Origin of the sequence: Thioalkalivibrio sp. ALgr3, assembly GCF_000377325.1 — a bacterium.
In the GTDB taxonomy this organism is placed as follows: Bacteria; Pseudomonadota; Gammaproteobacteria; order Ectothiorhodospirales; family Ectothiorhodospiraceae; genus Thioalkalivibrio.
In genome coordinates this window covers 1-20466 of the sequence record NZ_KB897998.1, presented here as the reverse complement: position 1 = coordinate 20466, position 20466 = coordinate 1, and the positions used below count along the sequence as shown (strand labels likewise).

Sequence of the window (20466 nt, the reverse complement as noted above, 5' to 3'; positions counted from 1 at the left end):
TCGAGGCCCATCCGGAGCTCAGGAACGTCTTCAACCAGGCGCATCAGGCCGCCGGTGAACAGCCGCAGGCCCTGGCCCGGGCAGTGATGGCGTGGGCCGAGCACATCGACGAGCCGCAGGTGCTGGAAGACACCGTGCGCCGGATCGCACACTAGGGAAACACTGATCAATGTACACGTTCGCGCTCGAGTCGCTTTTGCGTGCGAACAAGGCGCGGCGACCGCCGTGCAGTCATTCTGCACAAGGGAGCCGCAACGCCGTGCGCGCGCCCGTTTTTGATCAACAACGGGCGGCCGAGCCCCTTCGGGGTTGGCACCCCGGGTTCCCCGATCCTGCGTTGCGGCCCTTGCCGGTAGAACCACTACCGGCTGCGCACCGCGCCTTGTCTCGGAAAACTTGGGGTGCCAACGCGAACGTGTACATTGATCAGTGTTTCCCTAGTGACGCCGGTGACACGGAGGTGACGGGCGCGATGTTCGACGCGTGCCGCCGGGTACGGGGCATGTTAAATTAGTCAAAGCTAATACAAGGGCCGGCCCCGGCGTTGCGCGCGGGCCGGCCTTTCTGCAAGAGGTCGGTGCCATGCAGCTTACCCGCCATACGGACTATGCCCTGCGCGTGCTTCTGTTCGTGGCCGTGCAGCCCGATGGTGGCCGCACCACGGTCTCGGAGATCAGCGAGCGCTTCGAGGTCCCGCGCAACCACATGGTGAAGATCGTGCACCGCCTGGGGCGGCTCGGCTATCTGGCCAACCGGCGTGGCAAGGGCGGAGGGATCTGGCTGGCGGTGGCCCCCGAGGAGATCAATCTGGGCGAGGTCGTGCGCAACATGGAGCCCACGCTGGAGGTGATCGACTGCACCCGGCCGTGGTGCCCGGTCGCGCCGGCCTGCCGCCTCAAGCCCCTGCTCGACGAGGCGCGCGACGCCTTTCTCGTCGTGCTCGACCGCTACACCCTCGCCGACATCGTTCGCAACGAAGCCCGTCTGCGCACCCTGCTGCAGATCGAACCGCACGCCCCCGACGCCGGCTGAGCCCCGACCCGCCCACAAAAAAAGGGCCCTCCGGATGGAGGGCCCTCGGGGATCTGCCCGGGGTCGCCGGGCAGCGTGCGGCTTAGTTGGAGAAGTAGCGCACGGTCGGGTCGGCCATGTAGGCGCCCACGTCTTCCGGGTCGGCCGGGGTGACGCCGTCGATCAGGTCTTCTTCGGTGTAGTCGGTGTTGGGCAGGAAGATGGCGCAGGTCTCGACCTTCGCGCCGTTGTTGATCAGGTTCATCAGCAGCTGCTGGGCGTTGCGGTCGGCGGGCTGCATGGTCGCGCCGTCAAAGTCGTCGGTCGCCATTTTGGCGGCCGGGCCGCACAGCAGCACGCGCACTTCCTGGCCCTGGCCCATGGCCTGGTTGGCCAGCACCATCGACATGAACTGGGTGTGTTCGTCACCGGAGGTGACGCTGGCGAACATCTTCGAGGGTTCGTCGGCCTGAACGGCGCCGGCACCGGCAAAGGTCAGGACGGCGGCAGCAGCGAGGGTCTTGATGGTACGCATGGGGTACGTCTCCCGTTTGGGTGGTATGTAAGCGTTTTCGAATGTAGTTGAATGCTTATATGGAATGCAAATCAGACTGCGTCCATATGTCGATTGCGTCGCATCGGGTGCTTCGTTGTTCGCGCGGATTCCCGGCGGGTGCGGCACGCGGCTCCTTTCGGGAGGCAGGTCTTTCGCCGGAATCTCACCAGTAGATGGGGGACGGGGAAGGAAGTTCCCGGGTCGGCGGCGGAACCGTGAACCGGCCGATGCTGTCATCCTGTATTCAGAGCGACTGGGGAGGACGTGATGCTGGAGACGCTGGACAGGACGAACCGGCGCGGCGCGCGCGACCGGGCCAGAGGCCCCCGCGGGCGCACCGCGATCATGGGTGCGCTGCTGCTGACGCTGCCGGCCCTTGCCGGTGCGCAGATCGAGACCGCACCGGCCGAGGAGGGCGCCGGCCCGTGGACCGAGGAGGCGCCGCCGCTGGTGAAGCTGGAACGCTTCTTCCGTGACCCGGAATACGCCTCCGCGCGGATCTCCCCGGACGGCGATCGTGTCGCCTTCCTGCGACCCTACGAGGGGGCGATGAACATCCATGTGGTGGCGCGGGGCGAGCCGGTCGAGCAGGCACAGCCGGTCACCACCGAAGAGCGGTCGGTCTCGGGCTTTTTCTGGTCGCGCGACGGCGAGTACCTGCTGTACGCGCGGGACGCCGACGGTGACGAAGACTTCGAGATCCGCGCCCTGCAGGCCCCGGTCGAGCCCGAGCCCGAAGCCGGTGAATACCCCGAATCCCGTCACCTGGCCGGCGGGGACGGTGTGCGTGCACGCATCTTTCACGTGCCCCGGGAGGCCCCGGGGGAACTGTTCGTGGGGCTGAACGACCGCGATCCCCGGCTGCACGACGTCTACCGGGTCGACATCGCCTCGGGCGAGCGTGAGCTCGTGGCGGAAAACACCGCGGAGATCGAAGGCTGGCATTTCCACGAGGGCGAGCTGCGCAAGGCGACGCGCACCACCGGCGACGGCGGGAGCGAGATCCTGCGCGTCGATGGCGAGGACGATTTCCGGCAGATCTACGCCTGCGAGTTCGGCGAGAGCTGCTCGCTGGCCGGCTTCCACGCGGACGGCGCCAGGCTCTATCTGCGCACCAACGCGGGCGAGGATCGCGATCTGAGCGAGCTGGTCCTGTTCGACCCGGAATCGGGCGAGGAGACCCGGGTGCACCGCGACCCGGAAGGTGAGGTGGATCTCGGTCGCGCGCTGTTTTCCGACGAGGACCACCGCCTGCTGGCGACGCAGTACACCGGCGACCGGCAGCGGATCTACGCGCACGACGAGGAATTCGAGCAGGCGCTGGACTGGCTGCGTTCGGAGCTGGGTGATGCGGAACTGTCGTTCTCCTCGTGGACCCGTGACGAGGACGTGTGGACCGTGGGCGTGCAGCGCGACGTGGATCCCGGCAGTGCCTGGGTGGCGGATCTGCGCGAACGCGAACTCGAACGCCTGTATCGCACCCGGCCGGATCTGCCCGAGGACGTGCTGGCGTATATGGAGCCGATCCGCTACGAAGCCCGCGACGGGACCGAGATCCCGGGCTACCTGACCCTGCCGCGCGGGGCGGAGGCCGAGGACCTGCCCCTGGTGGTGATGCCGCACGGCGGTCCCTGGGTGCGCGACACCTGGGGCTACAGCGGACAGGTGCAGTTCCTCGCCAACCGTGGTTACGCCGTGCTGCAGCCGAATTTCCGCGGTTCCTCCGGTTTTGGCAAGGCGTTTCTCAATGCCGGCAATCAGGAGTGGGGCACCGGCGTGATGCAGCACGACGTGACCGACGGGGTGAAACATCTGATCGACGAGGGCATCGCCGATCCGGACCGGGTGGCGATCTACGGCGGCTCCTACGGGGGTTACGCAACCCTGGCCGGGCTGACCTGGACCCCGGAGCTCTACGCCGCCGGGGTGTCGATGGTCGGGCCGTCCAGCCTGATTACCCTGATGGAGTCCATCCCGCCGTACTGGGAGGCCGGGATCAAGCGCATGCACGGGCGTGTGGGTGACCCGGACGATCCGGAGGACCGCGAGCGGCTGAAGGAGCAGTCGCCGCTGTTCCATGTTGACCGCATCGAGTCGCCGCTGCTGGTGGCCCAGGGGGCCAACGACCCGCGCGTCAAGCAGGCCGAGTCGGACCAGATCGTGGCGGCACTGCGCGACGCCGGGCATCCGGTGGAGTACCTGCTGGCGCTGGACGAGGGCCACGGTTTCGTCAACGAGACCAACCGCCTGGCGTTCTTTGCCGGCCTGGAGGGCTTTCTCGCCGAGCATGTCGGCGGGCGTCGGCAGGCGGAATACCCGGAGCCGGTGCAGGAACGCCTGGAGCTGCTGCGTCAGGGCATCGATGAGGTCGAGGCCCCGTGAGCGCCGGCGATGGCCGCCGCCCGGGCCTGGGGCCCGAAGATGTCGAGGTCCTCGAGCGCGAGTCGCTGTTCGAGGGCTTCTTCCGTATGGCCCGCTATACGGTGCGCCACCGGCTGTTCGGCGGTGGCTGGAGCCGGCCGCTGACGCGCGAGCGCTTCGAACGCGGACATGCGGCCGTGCTGCTGCCCTATGACCCGGTGGCCGACCGTGTGGTGCTGATCGAGCAGTTCCGCATCGGCGCGCTGGAGAAGCCGGCCGGACCCTGGCTGCTGGAGTTCGTCGCCGGGGTCATCGAACCGGGTGAGGAGCCGGAAGCCGTGGTGCGGCGCGAGGCCTTCGAGGAAGCGGGGGTGAACCCGGCGCGCATCGAGTTCGTGCAGGAGGTCTATGTCAGCCCGGGTGGCAATTCCGAGTCACTGCGGATCTATTGCGGCGAGGTGGACAGCCTCGGTGCCGGGGGCGTGCACGGACTGGATGCCGAAGACGAGGACATCCGGGTGTTCACCGTGCCCTTCGACGAGGCAATGCAGTTGATGCACGACGGCCGCATCGACTCGGCCGGGCCGGTGATCGCGCTGCAGTGGCTGGCGCTCAATCGCGAGCGGCTGCGGCGCGAATGGGGAGCGGGTGCCCGGGCGGATGAGTCGCGCCGCTGAAGACTCCCCCGCCCGAACCGGGTTGCGTTGACGCATGGCGGCAGGCTTCCGGATAATTCCCGGTTCGAGACAAGGGCGCAATCGCCGTCCGGGGAGGATACGTGGCGCAGGAATACCTGCTCCGCCTGTACGTGACGGGGCAGACGGCCCGGTCCGCACGGGCACTGGCCAATCTGCAGGCCATCTGTGAAGAAGAACTCCAGGGACGCTATCGGATCGAGGTGATCGACGTGCTCGAAAATCCCGAGCGCGGCGAGAACGAGCGCATCGTCGCCACCCCCACCCTGATCCGTGAGCTGCCTCCGCCGATCCGCCGCATCATCGGCGATCTCTCCGACCGCGACGAAGTGCTGCACGGGCTGGAGCTGGTGACGCCCGGGCAGCGGGAGTCCCTGCAATGACCGCAGAAATGGGTGGAGGAATCGACAAGCTGGCCACCGGGATCCCGGGGTTCGACGCGATCGCCCGTGGCGGTCTGCCCGAGGGGCGCACCACGCTGGTTGCCGGTACCCCGGGCAGTGCCAAGACGGTGTTTGCCGGCCAGTTCCTGGCCGCCGGCATCCAGCGCGATGCCACCCCCGGGGTGTTCGTGACGTGCGAGGAGTCGCCCGCGGATCTGCGGCGCAATTTCAGTGCATTCGGCTGGCCGATGGCGGAATGGGAAGCCGACGGTCGCTGGACCTTCGTGGACGTGTCGCCGGATCCGGACGAGGAGACGGTGGAGGCCGGCAGCTACGACCTCGGGGCCCTGGTGGCGCGCATCGAGCATGCGGTGGAGTGCAGCGGGGCCCGCCGTCTGGCGATCGACTCCCTGGGCGCGATGTTCTCGCGCTTCCCCGACACGCGCCAGGTGCGCCGCGACCTGTTCCGCATCGCCTCGCGGCTGAAGGCCCTGGGCGTGACGGCGGTCATGACCGCCGAACGCGAGACCGAATACGGCCCCGTTGCCCGTCACGGGGTCGAGGAGTTCGTCGCCGACAACGTGGTGATCCTGCGTAACATTCTGGAGAACGAGACCCGCCGGCGCACGCTGGAGATCCTCAAGTTCCGCGGCACGCAGCACCAGAAAGGCGAGTACCCGTTCACCATCCTGCCGGAGGGCGGGCTGATCGCCATCCCGCTGTCGGCGATGGAGCTGACCCAGCATTCCACCGACGTGCGCACGACCTCCGGCAACGACGAGCTGGACCGGATGTGCGGTGGCGGTTTCTACCGCGACTCGATCGTGCTGGTATCCGGTGCTACCGGCACCGGCAAGACCCTGATGGCGACGGAGTTCACCGCGGGCGGACTGGCCGCCGGCGAACGCTGCATGCTGTTCGCCTTCGAGGAAAGCCGCGAACAGCTGATGCGCAACGCGCGCGGGTGGGGCGTGGATTATGCCCCGGCGGAGGAGGCCGGGAACCTGGCGATCCGCTGCGACTACCCCGAGGCCGCCGGACTGGAGGACCACCTGGTCCGGATCAAGGAGGAGATCGACCGCTTCCGCCCGGACCGGGTCGCCCTCGACAGCCTGACCGCGCTGGAGCGCGTGGCCAGCCCGCGCGGTTTCCGCGAGTTCGTGATCAGCCTGACCTCGTTCATCAAGGAGCGTCAGATTGCGGGGCTGTTCACCGCCTCCACGCCGTCGCTGATGGGCGGCGCCTCGGTGACCGAGGCGCACATCTCCACCCTGACCGATTCCATCATCGTCCTGCGCTATGTCGAGATGCGCGGGCGGGTCCATCGCGGCCTGGCCGTGCTGAAGATGCGCGGCGCGGGACATGACGCCGGGATCCGGCGTTTCAACATCGACGGTCGCGGGATGCATATCGGCGAGCGCTTCCGTGGCGTGGAGGGTATCCTCGAAGGCCATCCCGTGCATGTGCAGCAAGGAGACGAGGACACATGATGCCGAATCCGGACCTTTCGATGCCCCCGGCCGCGGTGCCCGGCGCCGTGCTGTGGGCGGGCGACGGGGGCGGCGACTTCGCCGGCTCCGGTCCGTCGGGCGATGGCCTGCGGGCGATCCTCGAGGCCTCCGCCGATGCCATCATCGTGGTGGACTCGGCGGGCGTTCTGCGCTATGCCAACCCGGCCGCCGGCCGGCTGTTCGGGCGCGACCTGCAGGCCCTGAGGGGCACCGGGTTCGGTTTCCCGACGGCTCCCGGACGCACCGAGATCGACGTGCTGCCTCCCGGCGAGGCCCCGCGCGTCGCCGAGATGCACGTGACCGCCCTGAGCTGGGACGGGGAGGACGCCAGCCTGGCGATCCTGCGCGATGTCACCGAGCGCAAGGCCATGGAAGACGAGCTGCGCCTGGCGGCCCAGGTATTCGAGAACGCCTCCGAGGGGCTGCTGATCACCGATGCAGGGCAGCGCGTGCTGAAGGTGAACCCCGCCTTCATGTCCATCACCGGGTACCAGCCCGGAGAGGTGCACGGCCGGCCGATGGGCGAACTGCTGGATTCGGAATACCAGGACCCGGCCCTGCTGGAAACCATCGAGGCCGCGGTGCACAGCGCCGGCCGCTGGGAGGGCGAGCTGGTCAAGCGCCGGCGCGACGGCGGGCCCTGCTACACCTGGACCACGGTGATCGCGGTCCGCGGCGAGATGGGGCAGCCGACCCATTTCATCGTGACCTTCGAGGACATCACCCGCTGGAAGGAGGCCCAGCAGCGCCTGGACCATCTGGCGCACGCCGATCCGCTGACCGATCTGCCGAACCGGACCGCCTTCCATCAGCATCTCGATCTGGCGCTGGGGCAGGCGCGACGCCACGGCGACATCGTGTCCGTGCTGTTCGTGGACCTGGATCACTTCAAGCCGGTCAACGATGCCCTGGGACATGCGGTGGGCGACGAGATCCTGCAGGCCGTGGCCGCACGCCTGCGCGAGACCGTGCGCGAGAGCGACCTGGTCGCGCGGCTGGGCGGGGACGAGTTCATCGTGCTGGTGCGGGATATCCAGCGCGAAGCCGATGCGGGTGTGGTGGCGCAGAAGATCATTGACGCGCTGCGGGCGCCGTTCCACGTGCGTGATCACGAGATCCACATCGGATCCAGTGTGGGCATTGCCGTTTACCCGGAAGACGGGCGCGACGGCGACACCCTGATCCATGCGGCCGATCAGGCCATGTACCGTGCCAAGGATCGCGGGCGCGGGCTGTTCGCGTTCGCGAACAGTGCCGGAGAAACCCCGCCGGTCCCCCCATTCGCGGGAAGGCCGGCGGACTGCGGCTGACCCCTTGATGCCCGGCGCCGGCCGGGTGCCGTCAGGCCGGGCAGGACTCGTCGGGGATCCGGCGGTCGCGTTCCTCGTCGCGCGCGACGGTTGTATGCGTAGTGCCGGCCGTCATCCCGACGGCCACCGGTTCGCCCATCGAGCGGTCGGTGTCGGCGATCGCGGGGGCGGCCCCGGCGAGCATCAGGCCAAGCGCGGCGGTGCCGGCAAATATGAACGTGGTCTGGCGGTGTTGCATGGCGTTCCTCCCGAGTGTCCCGTAGCCCGAGATCGCCTTCCGCGGTCGGGCGCGCAAGACGGACTCTTTAAGCATGGACGGCGATGGTGCGTCCTGCATTCCCCGCGAGTGGTGGGAATGAACCGGCGCGCCAGGCGTCCCATGGATAATCAATAACGACCGCTCGGGGGTTACCTGATGAAGAGACTGCAATGGATGATGGCCGGATGCCTGTGGCTGGTCATGGCCGCTCCGCTGAGTGCCGACGCGGGGAGCGAGGTCGAGGTCCCGGGGCCGAACGAGCGCCTGAGTGATGCCCGCACCAGCGACCTGGAACGGGTGGACGAACTGCAGCCGGTGCGCGTGGCGGAAGACGTGTACGCGATCATCGGCTCCATCGACGGGCGGACCTACGACAACCTCGGGCTGACCATGAATCTGGGCTTCGTGGTGACCGACGAGGGGGTGGTGCTGATCGACTCCGGTCCGTCGTACGCCTTTGGCGAGATGCTGGAGGCCGCGATCGGCGAAATCACCGATCAGCCGGTCACCCATGTCATCGGCATCGGTTCGCAGGATCACCGCTGGATGGCCGATGGCTATTTCCGCGAGCAGGGGGCCGAGCTGATCACCCTGGAACGCACGGCCGAGACCCGCAGGGATTTTGCCGACGACCACATCGAACGCATGTCGGGGATCCTCGAAGACCGTTTCGAGGGTACCGAGGCCGTGGTAACTGACGAGCCGCTGGAAGGTGACCGCCACGAGCTGAAGATCGGCGGCACCGCATTCCATCTGGAGTTCTGGGCGGATGCCCATTTCCCCGGCGACGCGGTGGTGTATCTGCCGCAGACCGATGTCTTCTTCTCCGGGGACATGGTCTATCTCGATCGCATGCTGGGCATCCATCCGTGGAGCGATCCGGTGGCCTGGCTGACCGCGGTGGAAAAGCTGGAAGAGAAGGCACCGGCCGCCGTGGTGCCCGGCCACGGGGACGTCGCGGGCATGGACCTCGTGACCGCCGAAACGGGGGACTACCTGCGGTTCGTAATCAGTGGCGTGGAACAGGCGCTGGAAGACTGGGCCTCGCTGCAGGAGGCGGTGGACGACCTCGGTGATGCCCCGCAGTTCGAACACCTGGAACATTTCGGCGACTGGCATCGCACCAACATCAATCGAACCTATCTCTTCATGGAGTAGGCGTTTCGGGTTTCCGGTTATCCCACCATTCGCGAGGTTCAATGTGCGGTCGATTCCGTGGTCCCGGACGGGGCGTGTGCTGCTGTGGCTGGTCTGGCTCCTCCTGCCGTCGGGTCTGCTGGCCGACGACGCGGCGGAGGAGTTCTCCATCGAACTGGATGGCGGGGATCTGCTGGAGGTAGAGACCGTCGGCGAGGCCGAAGGCACGGGTCCGCTGTTCATCTGGCTGATCCCGGCCGCCGAGCATCTGGATGCCCCGCGCGAGCTGCTGGGCGAACTGGCGGAGCAGGGCGCCACGGTGTGGGTGGTGGACCTGCTCGATTCGCTGCTGCTGGAACGCTCGAGTTCCACCGTGCGCGGGCTGGAGGGCAAGCCCGCCGCGGCGCTGCTGGAGGAGGCCGGGGCGCGGGGTTATGCCCCGGTGACCCTGGTGGCCTCCGACCGCATGGGCGTGCCCGCGCTGCGTGGGCTGCGCGAATGGCAGTTGGCGACCGACGACCCGGATGCCGTGGCCGGCGCGATCCTGCTGTTCCCCAACCTGTATCGCGGTACCCCTGCCGCCGGGGATGACCCGGAGCTGTTCGGGATCGTGGATGCGACCAACATGCCGGTGGCGGTGTTCCAGCCCGCCGAGGGGGCCCATGCGGCCCGCCTGCCGGAACTGATGCGGCATCTGCACGCGGCCGGCAGCCCGGCGCTGGCGCGCATCATCGCCGGCGAGCGCGACTACTACATGCGCCCCGACGAGGCGGGCAGTGACGCGGTCGAGCGAACTCCGCAGCAGCTGCTTTCGACGGCGCGCGTGCTGGCGGGCCTGCCGCGCCCGGCGCAGGTCGCCGAACTGGACGAGGAGCGCGACCAGCCGCTGGGCAGCGAGCACGGGATGGTCGAGCGCGAGCCCGAGGAGCCGCCCGGCTACGAACTGACCGCCGCGCGCGGCGAGACCCACCGGCTGGAGGATCGTGCCGGTCAAGTGACGCTGGTGAACTTCTGGGCCAGCTGGTGCCCGCCCTGCGTGCACGAGATCCCGTCGATGAACCGCCTCGAAGGTTCGTATGACGAGGACGAGTTCGCGATCGTGTCGATCAATTTCCGCGAGTCGCCCGAGCATATCCTGGAATTCATGGAAGAGGTCGAGGTCGATTTCCCGGTGCTGATGGACGAGGATGGGGCGGTCTCGCAGGAATGGGGCGTGTTCGCCTTCCCCAGCTCGTTCCTGCTGGACCGCGAGGGCCGGGTGCGGTATTCCGTGAACGAGGCCATCGAGTGGGACACCGACGAGGTGCGTGAAGTGATCGACGAACTGCGCGACGAACCCGCCCCTGACGCCACGCCCTGAGCCCCAGTCCCGAGGAGATCCCTTGATCGACCTGCGCCGCCTGCTGCCCCTGCTGATCCTCGCCCTGCTGGCCGTGGCGATCGCGGGCACCCTGTGGTTGGGGGATCGCAGCGAAGATACCGCCGCCCCGCAGCCCGTGCCGGGCGATCCGGCGGAGCGAAAGGGGGCGCTGGTCGACGAGGTGGTGTTCACCGTGGAATCCGACCCCGGCCGCATCACCGCGCTGATCGAACGGGGGTCGCACCACCTGTTCGGCCAGGGGCTGGATTCGGCCACGCTGTTCCGCCAGATCCAGGCTTCGCCCGCGGTGGGGCATCATTTCTCGCGCGGTTCGGTGGCCGAGCTCACGCTGAATCCGGCCGAGTTCGAGGACGACCAGCTGAACCCCTTCGCCGATCGCGAGATCCGCGAGGCGATGAACTGGCTGGTGGATCGCAGCCATATCGCGGAAGAGCTGTACGGCGGGCTCGCCACGCCGCGTTATCTCCCGCTGAACACCGCCTTTCCGGATTACGCTCGCCTGGCCGGACCGGCGCGTGAGCTGGAGATCCGTTACCGCCACGATGCCGAACGCGCGCGCCGGGTGATCGGCGAACGCATGGAGGCGCTGGGCGCGGAGCGACGCGACGGTCGCTGGTTCCATGACGGCGCGCCGGTCCGCATCCGCGTGCTGATCCGCACCGAGGACAACCGCGAGCGGGTGGGCGACTACGTGGCCAACCGGCTGGAGGACCTCGGTTTCGAGGTCGAGCGGCTGTACCGCACCGCGGACGAGGCGACGCGCCTGTGGATCGCCAGTGATCCCGCCGCCGGGCGCTGGCACGTGTATACCGGCGGCTGGATATCCACGGTCATCAACCGCGATGTCGGCGGCGACTTCAACTATTACTACACCCCCCGCGGGCGCCCCGATCCGCTGTGGCAGGCCTACGATCCCGATCCCGAACTGGACGATCTCGCCGAACGCCTGGAACGCCGCGAGTATCAGTCCGTGGAGGAGCGCGAGGAGCTGATGGGGCGCGCCCTGGAGCTGGCCATGAAGGATTCGGTGCGCATCTGGCTGGTGGATCAGCAAAGCGTCTGGCCGCATGCCGCGAACCTCGAGGTGGCGGTGGATCTGGCCGGCGGCGTGACCGGTTCCGGCCTGTGGCCCTACACCCTGCGTTTCCGCGACGGCCTGGGCGGACGCGTGGTGGTCGGCACGCCCAGCATGCTGACCGAGCCCTGGAACCCGGTGGCCGGTTCCAACTGGATCTTCGATCAGATGATCCTGCGTTCCCTGTCGGATCCGGCGGCGCTGGCCGATCCGTTCACCGGGCTCTACCGGCCCCAGCGCATCGCGCGCGCCCGGGTCACGGTGGAAGAGGACGCGCCGGTCGGGCGCACGCTGGACTGGGTGGAGCTGGACACCGCCGGGCGCATCGAGGTGCCCGGCGATGCCTGGCTGCGCTGGGACGCCGGAGAGGGACGCAAGGTGACGGTGGACGAGGCCGAACCGGAGGGCCTGACGGCGCGTTCGCGTACCGAGATCGAATTCCACGACGGGTACCTGGATCGCTACTGGCACGATGGTTCCCGGGTGTCGGTCGCCGACATGATCCTGCCGTGGATCCTGACCTTCGAACGTGCCGATGAGGACAGCGCGCTGTTCGATCCGGGGCACGTGCCCACGTTTTCGGTCTATGAGCGCCATTTCCGCGGCTGGCGCATCACGGATACCGACCCGCTGACGGTGGAGGTCTACAGCGATCAGGTGTTCCCGGATGCGGAGAACCTGGTGGCCAACCGCGTGCCCGCCACCCAGCCCTGGCATGTGCTGGGGGTGGGGATCGAGGCCGAGCGCCAGGGCGATCTGGCCTTTTCCACCGGTCAGGCCGACCGGCGCGGCGTGGAGCAGACCAACCTGGTGGGCGGGCCGGCGCTGGAGATCCTGCGCGACTACCTGAGCGCGGCGCGCGCGGCGGAGCGGCTGCCGTTCGAGGAGACCCTGAGCGAGTGGGTCGATCCGGAGGAGATCCGCGAACGCTACGCGGCGCTGGAGCAGTGGCAGGCCGAACGCGGCCATTTCTGGGTCGGCGACGGGCCGTTCTACCTGCACCGCGTGCGCGCGGTGGAGGGCAGTCTGGTGCTGCGCCGCTTCGAGGACTTCCCCGATCCGGCGGACAAGTGGCTGCGCTTTGCGGAGCCGCGGATCCCCGAGGTCAGCGTGGATGGCCCGCTGATCGCCGAGCTGGGCGAACCGGTCCGCCTCGACCTTGACATCCGTTTTGGCGGCGAGCCGTATCCGCATGAGGACATCGACGAGGTGCGCTGGATGCTGTTCGATGGCGACGACCGTCTCGCGCGGCGCGGCGAACTGGAGCCGGATGCGGACGGGCGCTGGCGCCTGGATCTGGATGCGGAGATCCTCGACGCACTGGGTACCGGGGCCAACAGCCTGGAGTTCGCGGTGACCGCGACGCCGGTCGCCCTGCCGGCCTTTGCCACCCATGCGTTCGCCACGGTGCCAGGCGGGCGGGTGCCGCAACCACGGGCCGATCCAGCGGAGGAAGGCGATGACTGACGGGGCCGTCAACGCCGCCCGACGCGGCTGGCTGCGCGATCTGCGCCGCCTGGCCGTGTTTACCGGCAAGCGCCTGCTGGCGCTGCTGGTGACGGTGCTGATCGGGGTCTACCTGACCATCGTGATCGCCAACATGGGCGGGCAGGTGGATGACCTGCGCCTGGCCCAGATCGAGACCACGGCGGCCGAGGCGGTGCGTGCGGATCCGGCGTTTCATGATCTGCCGTCCGATGAGCGGACCGAGCTGGTCGAGCAGCAGGTGGCGCTGGAAGTGGAGCGCCTGCGCCTGGACGAGCCCTTCATCTGGCGCAGCTTCGACTATCTCTACCAGGCGATGATCCTGGACCTGGGCCGGGCCGAGGAGATGCATTCCGATGCCGGCTCGCGCCAGGTCTTCAACATCATCGCCGAACGCCTGCCGGCCACCCTGCTGCTGTTCGGCACCGCCAACCTGCTGGTGTTCTTCGTCGCGGTGTTTGCCGCGCTGGGGCTGTCGCGGCGCTACGGCTCGGCGCTGGATCAGAGCGTCATCGGCCTGGCGCCGAGCTCGGCGGCGCCGGGCTGGTTCTACGGCATCTTCCTGATCCTGCTGCTGGCGTTCATCTGGCCGCTGTTCCCGGCGGGAGGGATGGTCTCGGTGCCACCGCCGGAGGACGGCTGGGCCTACGCCTCCAGCGTGCTCCGGCACATGGCGCTGCCGGTGCTGGCGATGTTCATCTCGCAGATCTTCATCTCGATCTATTCCTGGCGCACCTTCTTTCTGATCCATTCCAGCGAGGACTACGTGGAGATGGCACGCGCCAAGGGGCTGCCGGATCGCCTGATCGAACAGCGCTACATCCTGCGGCCCACGCTGTCGCCCATCGTGACCAGTTTCCTGCTGATGCTGATCGGGCTGTGGAGCGGCGCGATCATCCTCGAACAGGTGTTCAACTGGCCGGGTCTGGGCACGCTGCTGTTCGAGGCCATCGGCCATCGCGACACCCCGGTGATCATCGGATCGGTGGTGATCTTTGCCTACCTGCTGGCCATCACCGTGTTCGTGCTGGACTTCCTCTACGCCATCCTCGATCCGCGCGTGCGCATTGAAGGAGGCCGTTCATGAGCCCCTGGAGCGAGGGCCTGCGCCGGCTGCGACGCTATCCGTCGGCGGTGGCGGGGATGCTGATCATCCTCGCCCTGCTGGGCACGGCGATCTACGCGGTCACCGCCATCCCGTACAGCGAGGCGCAGAAGCTCTGGCGTGGCGGCGAGGTCTGGCAGGACCTGCCGGTGAATGCCGCACCGGTGTGGACGGACCGGCTGTTCGGCGGCAACGCGCCGCGCACCGTGAAGGCCGGGAGCGAGGCGGCCGAGCGGGAATTCGCGGCCTTCGACGGAGGACGCATCGAGGAGCAGACCCTGCGCTTCGACTTCCCCTATGACGATTTCCCGGGGGAGATCAACCTGTTCCTGCAGGCCGAGTTCGAGCAGCGGCCGCCGTTCGTGCGCATGAGCTGGCACCGGCCCGACGGCAGCGAGGTGGCCCTGGGCTCGCGGCGGGTCAGTGCCGAGGAGCGGGTGTCGATCTCCCAGGACCAGGGCCTGGAGGGGCGCCTGGGGCATGCCCCGCAGGTTGGTCTGTTCAGTGACGCCGATGTCGAAGACCCGGAACCCCGGGTCCTGCCGGGGACCTACGAGCTGGTACTGGAAACCGTGCATTTCGAGCCCGAAGGCCGCATGGACGCCGAACTGGTGGCCTACGGGCTGGTCCACGGCGCGTTCGGCACCGACCACCAGCGCCGCGACCTGTCCGTGGCCCTGCTGTGGGGTACGCCGGTGGCGCTGGCGTTCGGGCTGATCGCCGCGGTGGGTACGACCATCACCACCCTGATCATCGCCGCAGCCGGGGTGTGGTACGGCGGCTGGGTGGATGCCGCGATCCAGCGCCTGACCGAGGTCAACATCATCCTGCCGCTGCTGCCCATCCTGGTGATGGTGGGCACCCTGTATTCCACCAGCATCTGGCTGATGCTGGGCGTGGTGGTGGCCCTGGGGATCTTCTCCGCCGGGATCAAGATGTACCGCGCGATGCTGCTGCCGATCCGCCAGGCCCCGTACATCGAGGCGGCGCGCGCCTACGGGGCCAGCAGCCCGCGGATCGTGCTGCGCTACATGGTGCCGCGCATCCTGCCGGTGCTGATCCCCACGTTCGTGACCCTGATCCCGACCTACGTCTTCCTCGAGGCGTCGCTGGCGGTGCTGGGCCTGGGGGATCCGGTGCTGCCGACCTGGGGCAAGGTGCTGCACGACGCCCAGGCCCAGTCGGCCCTGTACCACGGGTTCTACTACTGGGTGGTGAGCCCCGCGGCGCTGCTGATGCTGACCGGACTGGGTTTCGCCATGCTCGGTTTCGCCCTGGATCGCGTGTTCAACCCCCGGCTGAGGAACCTGTGATGACGGTGGCGGCCAACCCCGACAGCCCTCTGCTGGAGATCGAGGACCTGCGCATGCAGTACCGCACCGAGCAGGGGCCGGTGAACGCGGTCGACGGGGTCAATCTGGAGATCCGCCGCAACGAGGCGCTGGTGGTGCTGGGCGAGTCCGGCTGCGGCAAGTCCTCGCTGGCCAGGGTCCTGCTGCGCACCCTGCCGCGCAATGCCGGGCGACCCACCGGCCAGGTACGCCTGGACGGGCGCGACGTGCTGGGCCTGTCCGAGGAACGCTTCCGCCGCGAGGTGCGGTGGACCCGCATCGCGCTGGTGATGCAGGCGGCGATGAATGCGCTGAACCCGGTGGTGCGGGTGGGCGACCAGGTCGCCGAGCCGCTGCGCATCCATCGCGGCTGGTCGCGGCGGGCGGCCATGGCCCGTGCGGCCGAGGCATTCGAGGAGGTCGGCATCGCCACGGACTTCCTGCAGCGTTATCCGCACGAGCTGTCCGGCGGCATGCGCCAGCGCGCGGTGCTGGCGATGGCCCTGGTAACCGACCCGGACCTGGTGATCCTCGACGAGCCCACTTCGGCGCTGGATGTGCTCACCCAGGCCTCGATCATGAACGTGCTCAAGCGCATCAAGCGCGATCGCGGCACCAGCTTCGTGCTGATTACCCACGACGTGGCCACCTCCAGCGAACTGGCCGACCGCGTCGCCCTGATGTATGCCGGGCAGGTGGTGGAGGAGGCGTCCGCCGAGGCCTTCTTCACCGCCCCGGGGCACCCCTATTCGCAGATGCTGATGGCCTCGGTGCCGCGGCTGCGCCAGGAAGAACCGCCGGTGCCCATTCCCGGGCGTCCGCCCAGTCTGCAGGATCCGCCGACCGGCTGCCGCTTCGCCGAGCGTTGCCCGCGGCGGTTCGAACGCTGCGCCGAGGACCCGGCGGTGTTCCACCCGGATGCGCGCCATCGCGTGCGCTGCTGGCTGCATGACGCGGGAGGTACCGGATGAACACCCGTGCCCGCAGTGAACCTCTGCTGGTCGCCGACGACCTGCAGACCCATTTCGAACTGCGCCAGTGGGGATTCATCCGCACCGGGACCGTGCGCGCGGTGGACGGGGTGCGTTTCACCCTGGATGCCGGCGAGGCCGCCGCGGTGGTGGGCGAGTCCGGCTGCGGCAAGTCGTCGCTGGCGCGCACCCTGCTGGGGCTCAACCGGCCCACCGGCGGGGCGGTGCGCTTCGAGGGACAGTCGCTGGCCGATCTGAAGGGAGCCGACCTGAAGGCGTACCGCGCCCGGGTGGGGTACGTGCAGCAGGATCCCTACGGCGCCCTGCCGCCGTTCATGGACATCCGCCGGGCGCTGGAGGAACCGCTGATCGTGCACGGGATCGGCCCGCGCGCCGAGCGCGAACGGCGCATCGATGCGGCGCTGGAGGAGGTCGGGCTGACCCCGGTGGCGCAGGTGCGCGGCAAGTTCCCGCATCAGCTGTCCGGCGGGCAGCAGCAGCGGGTGGTGATCGCCCGCGCCCTGCTGCTGCGGCCGAAGCTGATCATCGCCGACGAACCGGTGTCGATGCTGGACGCCTCGGTACGGGTGGAGATCCTCGACCTGCTGCATCGCGTGCAGCGCGAGCACGACATCGCGCTGCTCTACATCACCCACGATCTGTCCACCGTGCGTCACTACGCCGGGCGGGTGATGGTGATGTACGCCGGCCGCATCGTGGAGCAGGCGCCGGTGGACGCGCTGCTGGACGCCCCGCAGCACCCCTACACCGAGGCGTTGCTGTCCGCGCTGGCCGACCCCGACCCCGCCAACGCGCGGCAGATGCGCGAGATCCCCGGCGGCGAGGCCCCCAGCCTGGTCAGCCCGCCGCCGGGCTGCCGTTTCCATCCACGCTGCCCGCAGGCCATGGCCGGCGTCTGCGAGACCCGCGACCCGCCCGATTTCCGCCCCGCGCCGGACCACCGCGCCGCCTGCTGGCTGCGCGAACCGGAGTAAACGGCGCTCTCCGCCCGGGGGCTGCTATCATGATTCCTGCACTGAATCTCGCAACGGAGCAGGACCATGACGGAACCGACGGTACTGCGTCGCGCCCTTGAAGACCTCGACGGACTGGACTTCGTGGTACTGATCGGCAGTCGCGCGAGGGGCGATGCGCACGAGCAAAGCGACTGGGACCTGGCCGTACAGTGGTCGGACGCCCCTGATGATGCCCTCGACGCTTTCGCGCGGGACGAGTCCCTGCGTCGCCGGATTGCGGCCGCGTTGGGCACCCACGACGACCGGGTCGACATCGTCAATCTGGAGCGGGCCGGACTGGCCATGCGGGCCGTGGTCGCCGAGGAGGGCATTCCGGTGGTCGGCGAGGATCGACCGCCATGGGCGTGGTTCCTGACACGTACCTGGCGCGAGCTGGAGTTCTGGGAATGGGAGCGTGAGCATGCAGCTTGAGCTCTATCTCCAGGAAGTGCGGCATCTGGCCGGCCGCCAGAGGGCCGTGCTGGACGAAGCCGCCGAACGCCTCGAGGACGGCGGGTCATTGTCGCCGCTGGAGGAGAACGGGGTTCTCCACGCGTTGCAGGTGCTGGCCGAGAATGCCATCGGAAAGGCGAAACACATGCTCAAGGCCGCAGGGCAGCCAGTCCCGGTGTCCGCGCACGACGCCTTCCAGGCACTGGCCGGGCTCGGATTCGTGGATCCGGCGGAGGTGCCCCGCTGGAACGCGATCGTCGGGATCCGCAATCGCATCGTGCATGACTATCTCAATCTCGACATCGGATTGATTCTCGAGCTCGTTCGGCGAGGCGAACACCAGTTCATCCACGATTTTCTGGTAGCGGACTTGCCCGAATCCCTCCGGCCCCGGTCCTGAAGCCCGAGCCTCTGAACGAAAAAGGGCCCGGACGTCTCCGTCCGGGCCCTTTTGTGCGCCCGCCGGTCGGGGCGGGCGCGGGGTGTCTGCCGGGGCGGCCTCAGCTGAAGGCTTCGCCCGGCTTCACGCCCAGGGCCTTGAGGATCATGGCCAGCGGGCAGAAGCCGGTGAAGGCGGACTGCAGCAGATTGAGGCCGACGAAGCCGGTCAGCAGGAGCCACAGCGGGCTGAACTGCCAGGCCAGGATGGCACTGATGATGATGACGGTGCCGGCAAACGCCATGACGATGCGGTCGATGCTCATGGGGATCTCCTCCTCGTATATCGATTTCTTCTAATGTACAGCCGTCGCCGGGCGTCCACAAGGGAGACACCCGGCGTGGCCCGGGGCTCCGGTGCGCGCGAACGGACTCAGCGCTCCTCGATCGGCACGTACGAGCGCTCGGGATACCCCGTATATAGCTGACGCGGGCGCCCGATGCGCGATTCGGGGTCCTGCATCATCTCGTTCCAGTGCGAGATCCAGCCGACCGTGCGGGCCAGGGCGAAGATTACGGTGAACATGTTCAGCGGGATGCCCATCGCGCGCAGGATGATGCCGGAGTAGAAGTCGACGTTGGGGTAGAGCTTGCGCTCGATGAAGTAATCGTCCTCCATCGCGATGCGTTCGAGTTCCATGGCCACGTCGAACAGCGGCTGGTTGTCGGCGCCCATGTCGCCCATCTCTTCCAGCAGTTCGTGGCACATCTTGCGGATGATCTTCGCGCGCGGGTCGTAGTTCTTGTACACCCGGTGGCCGAAGCCCATCAGGCGGAAGGAGTCGTTCTTGTCCTTGGCCCGGGCGACGAACTCCTCGACGCTCTTCCCGCTGTGCACGATCTCCTCGAGCATGCGGATGACCTTCTCGTTCGCGCCGCCGTGCAGCGGACCCCACAGCGAGGCGATGCCGGCGGAGATCGCGGCGAACGGGTTGGCCTCGGAGGAGCCGGACAGGCGCACGGTGGAGGTCGAGGCGTTCTGCTCGTGGTCGGCGTGCAGGATCAGGATCAGGTCCAGCGCGCGCACGAACACCGGGTTCGGCTGGTAGGGCTCGCTGGGCACGCCGAACATCATCGACAGGAAGTTGGCGGTGTAGGACAGGTTGTTGTCCGGGTACATGAACGGCTGGCCGTTGGCGTACTTGTACGACCAGGCGGCGATGGTCGGCATCTTGGAGATCAGCCGGTGCGCGGCGATGCGCCGGTGTTCCGGGTTATGCACGTCCACGTTGTCGTGGTAGAAGGCCGACAGCGCCCCGACCACGCCGACCATGATCGCCATCGGGTGCGCGTCGTGGCGGAAGCCGTCGAAGAAGCGGCGCACCGCCTCGTGCAGCATCGAGTGTTCCTTGATGATGCGCGAGAAGTCGTGCAGCTCGTCGGAGGACGGGAGGTCGCCGTTGAGCAGCAGGTAGCAGACCTCCAGATAGGTGCTCTCGGAGGCGAGTTGCTCGATGGGGTAGCCGCGATACAGCAGGGTGCCTTCGTCGCCGTCGATGAACGTGACGTCCGAGCGGCAGCTGGCGGTCGACATGAACCCCGGATCGTAGGTGAAGTAGCCGAGCTCCTTGTACAGCGCGCGGATGTCGATGCAGTTGGGCCCGTGCGAACCCTCCTGCAGCGGCAGCTCGATGCTCTTGCCGGTGGAGTTGTCGGTCAGCGTGACGGTCTTGCTCATGGAACGGCCTCGCGTGGAATCGATGATGGCGACCAGACCCGAATGGTAAACCAATCGTTCCGCGGCCACAGCCGCACATGTGCACGCTCGCGTTGGCACCCCGGGTTTTCCGAGACAAGGCGCGTCGCGCAGCGGGTAGTGGTTCTACCCGCAAGCGGCGCAACGCAGGATCGGGGAACCCGGGGCGCCAACCCCGAAGGGGCTCGGCCGCTTTTGCGCGCGCACGGCGTTGCGGCTCCCTTGTGCAGAATGACTGCACGGCGGTCGCCGCGCCTTGTTCGCACGCAAAAGCGACTCGAGCGCGAGCGTG

Annotated in this window: 19 protein-coding genes; 15 read left to right on the top strand and 4 right to left on the bottom strand. The window is 68.2% G+C overall.

What is annotated here, in order from left to right:
• Positions 1-582: 582 nt before the first annotated feature.
• Entirely contained in the window at positions 583-1032 is a 450-nt protein-coding gene (locus tag C998_RS0112945; protein ID WP_018871304.1) for an Rrf2 family transcriptional regulator, read from the top strand.
• 82 nt (positions 1033-1114) lie between these two features.
• Here C998_RS0112945 and C998_RS0112940 read toward each other — a convergent pair whose 3' ends face one another.
• The gene (locus tag C998_RS0112940; protein WP_018871303.1) at positions 1115-1546 is read right to left on the bottom strand and encodes a DsrE family protein; all 432 of its coding nucleotides are present in this window, start codon (positions 1544-1546) and stop codon (positions 1115-1117) included.
• 288 nt (positions 1547-1834) lie between these two features.
• On the opposite strand from C998_RS0112940, the gene C998_RS0112935 reads away from it, so the two are divergent.
• From C998_RS0112935 to C998_RS0112915, 5 genes are all read left to right on the top strand, one after another.
• On the top strand, positions 1835-3949 hold the full coding sequence (locus C998_RS0112935; RefSeq protein WP_018871302.1) for a S9 family peptidase: 2115 nt from the start codon (positions 1835-1837) through the stop codon (positions 3947-3949).
• On the top strand, positions 3946-4605 hold the full coding sequence (nudF, locus tag C998_RS0112930) for an ADP-ribose diphosphatase (protein ID WP_018871301.1): 660 nt from the start codon (positions 3946-3948) through the stop codon (positions 4603-4605). Before C998_RS0112935 ends, nudF begins: the two co-directional genes overlap by 4 nt.
• Before the next feature lie 101 nt (positions 4606-4706).
• On the top strand, positions 4707-5006 hold the full coding sequence (locus tag C998_RS0112925) for a circadian clock KaiB family protein (protein ID WP_018871300.1): 300 nt from the start codon (positions 4707-4709) through the stop codon (positions 5004-5006).
• The gene (gene kaiC, locus C998_RS0112920; RefSeq protein ID WP_018871299.1) at positions 5003-6496 is read left to right on the top strand and encodes a circadian clock protein KaiC; all 1494 of its coding nucleotides are present in this window, start codon (positions 5003-5005) and stop codon (positions 6494-6496) included. Before C998_RS0112925 ends, kaiC begins: the two co-directional genes overlap by 4 nt.
• Complete coding sequence (locus C998_RS0112915) at positions 6493-7827, top strand: diguanylate cyclase domain-containing protein (RefSeq protein WP_018871298.1); 1335 nt, start codon at positions 6493-6495, stop codon at positions 7825-7827. The genes kaiC and C998_RS0112915 overlap by 4 nt, the downstream gene beginning before the upstream one ends.
• Positions 7828-7858: 31 nt before the next feature.
• On the opposite strand, the gene C998_RS0112910 is transcribed toward C998_RS0112915, so the two are convergent.
• On the bottom strand, positions 7859-8065 hold the full coding sequence (locus tag C998_RS0112910; RefSeq protein ID WP_018871297.1) for a hypothetical protein: 207 nt from the start codon (positions 8063-8065) through the stop codon (positions 7859-7861).
• Positions 8066-8260: 195 nt separating this feature from the next.
• Between C998_RS0112910 and C998_RS0112905 the strand changes: the two genes are divergently transcribed.
• The 9 genes from C998_RS0112905 (at position 8261) to C998_RS0112865 (ending at position 18440) form a co-directional block, all read left to right on the top strand.
• On the top strand, positions 8261-9244 hold the full coding sequence (locus C998_RS0112905) for an MBL fold metallo-hydrolase (RefSeq protein ID WP_018871296.1): 984 nt from the start codon (positions 8261-8263) through the stop codon (positions 9242-9244).
• Positions 9245-9287: 43 nt separating this feature from the next.
• Positions 9288-10583, top strand: a complete 1296-nt coding sequence (locus tag C998_RS0112900; protein WP_026279630.1) for a TlpA disulfide reductase family protein — start codon at positions 9288-9290, stop codon at positions 10581-10583.
• A gap of 22 nt (positions 10584-10605) precedes the next feature.
• On the top strand, positions 10606-13146 hold the full coding sequence (locus C998_RS0112895) for an ABC transporter substrate-binding protein (RefSeq protein WP_018871294.1): 2541 nt from the start codon (positions 10606-10608) through the stop codon (positions 13144-13146).
• Positions 13139-14251, top strand: coding sequence for an ABC transporter permease (locus tag C998_RS0112890; RefSeq protein WP_018871293.1), 1113 nt, complete (start codon positions 13139-13141; stop codon positions 14249-14251). The genes C998_RS0112895 and C998_RS0112890 overlap by 8 nt, the downstream gene beginning before the upstream one ends.
• Positions 14248-15582, top strand: a complete 1335-nt coding sequence (locus C998_RS0112885; RefSeq protein ID WP_018871292.1) for an ABC transporter permease — start codon at positions 14248-14250, stop codon at positions 15580-15582. Before C998_RS0112890 ends, C998_RS0112885 begins: the two co-directional genes overlap by 4 nt.
• Entirely contained in the window at positions 15582-16571 is a 990-nt protein-coding gene (locus C998_RS0112880; protein WP_018871291.1) for an ABC transporter ATP-binding protein, read from the top strand. The genes C998_RS0112885 and C998_RS0112880 overlap by 1 nt, the downstream gene beginning before the upstream one ends.
• Complete coding sequence (locus C998_RS0112875; RefSeq protein ID WP_018871290.1) at positions 16568-17566, top strand: ABC transporter ATP-binding protein; 999 nt, start codon at positions 16568-16570, stop codon at positions 17564-17566. Before C998_RS0112880 ends, C998_RS0112875 begins: the two co-directional genes overlap by 4 nt.
• Before the next feature lie 66 nt (positions 17567-17632).
• The gene (locus C998_RS0112870; RefSeq protein WP_018871289.1) at positions 17633-18019 is read left to right on the top strand and encodes a nucleotidyltransferase family protein; all 387 of its coding nucleotides are present in this window, start codon (positions 17633-17635) and stop codon (positions 18017-18019) included.
• Positions 18009-18440, top strand: a complete 432-nt coding sequence (locus C998_RS0112865) for a DUF86 domain-containing protein (RefSeq protein WP_018871288.1) — start codon at positions 18009-18011, stop codon at positions 18438-18440. The genes C998_RS0112870 and C998_RS0112865 overlap by 11 nt, the downstream gene beginning before the upstream one ends.
• A 100-nt stretch (positions 18441-18540) precedes the next feature.
• Here the strand turns inward: C998_RS0112865 and C998_RS0112860 are convergent, their stop codons facing one another.
• A complete protein-coding gene (locus C998_RS0112860) occupies positions 18541-18744 on the bottom strand; it encodes a DUF2892 domain-containing protein (protein WP_018871287.1) in 204 nt (67 codons plus the stop codon).
• A 107-nt stretch (positions 18745-18851) separates the two neighbouring features.
• Positions 18852-20156, bottom strand: a complete 1305-nt coding sequence (locus tag C998_RS0112855; protein ID WP_026279629.1) for a citrate synthase — start codon at positions 20154-20156, stop codon at positions 18852-18854.
• Between the last annotated feature and the right edge of the window lie 310 nt (positions 20157-20466).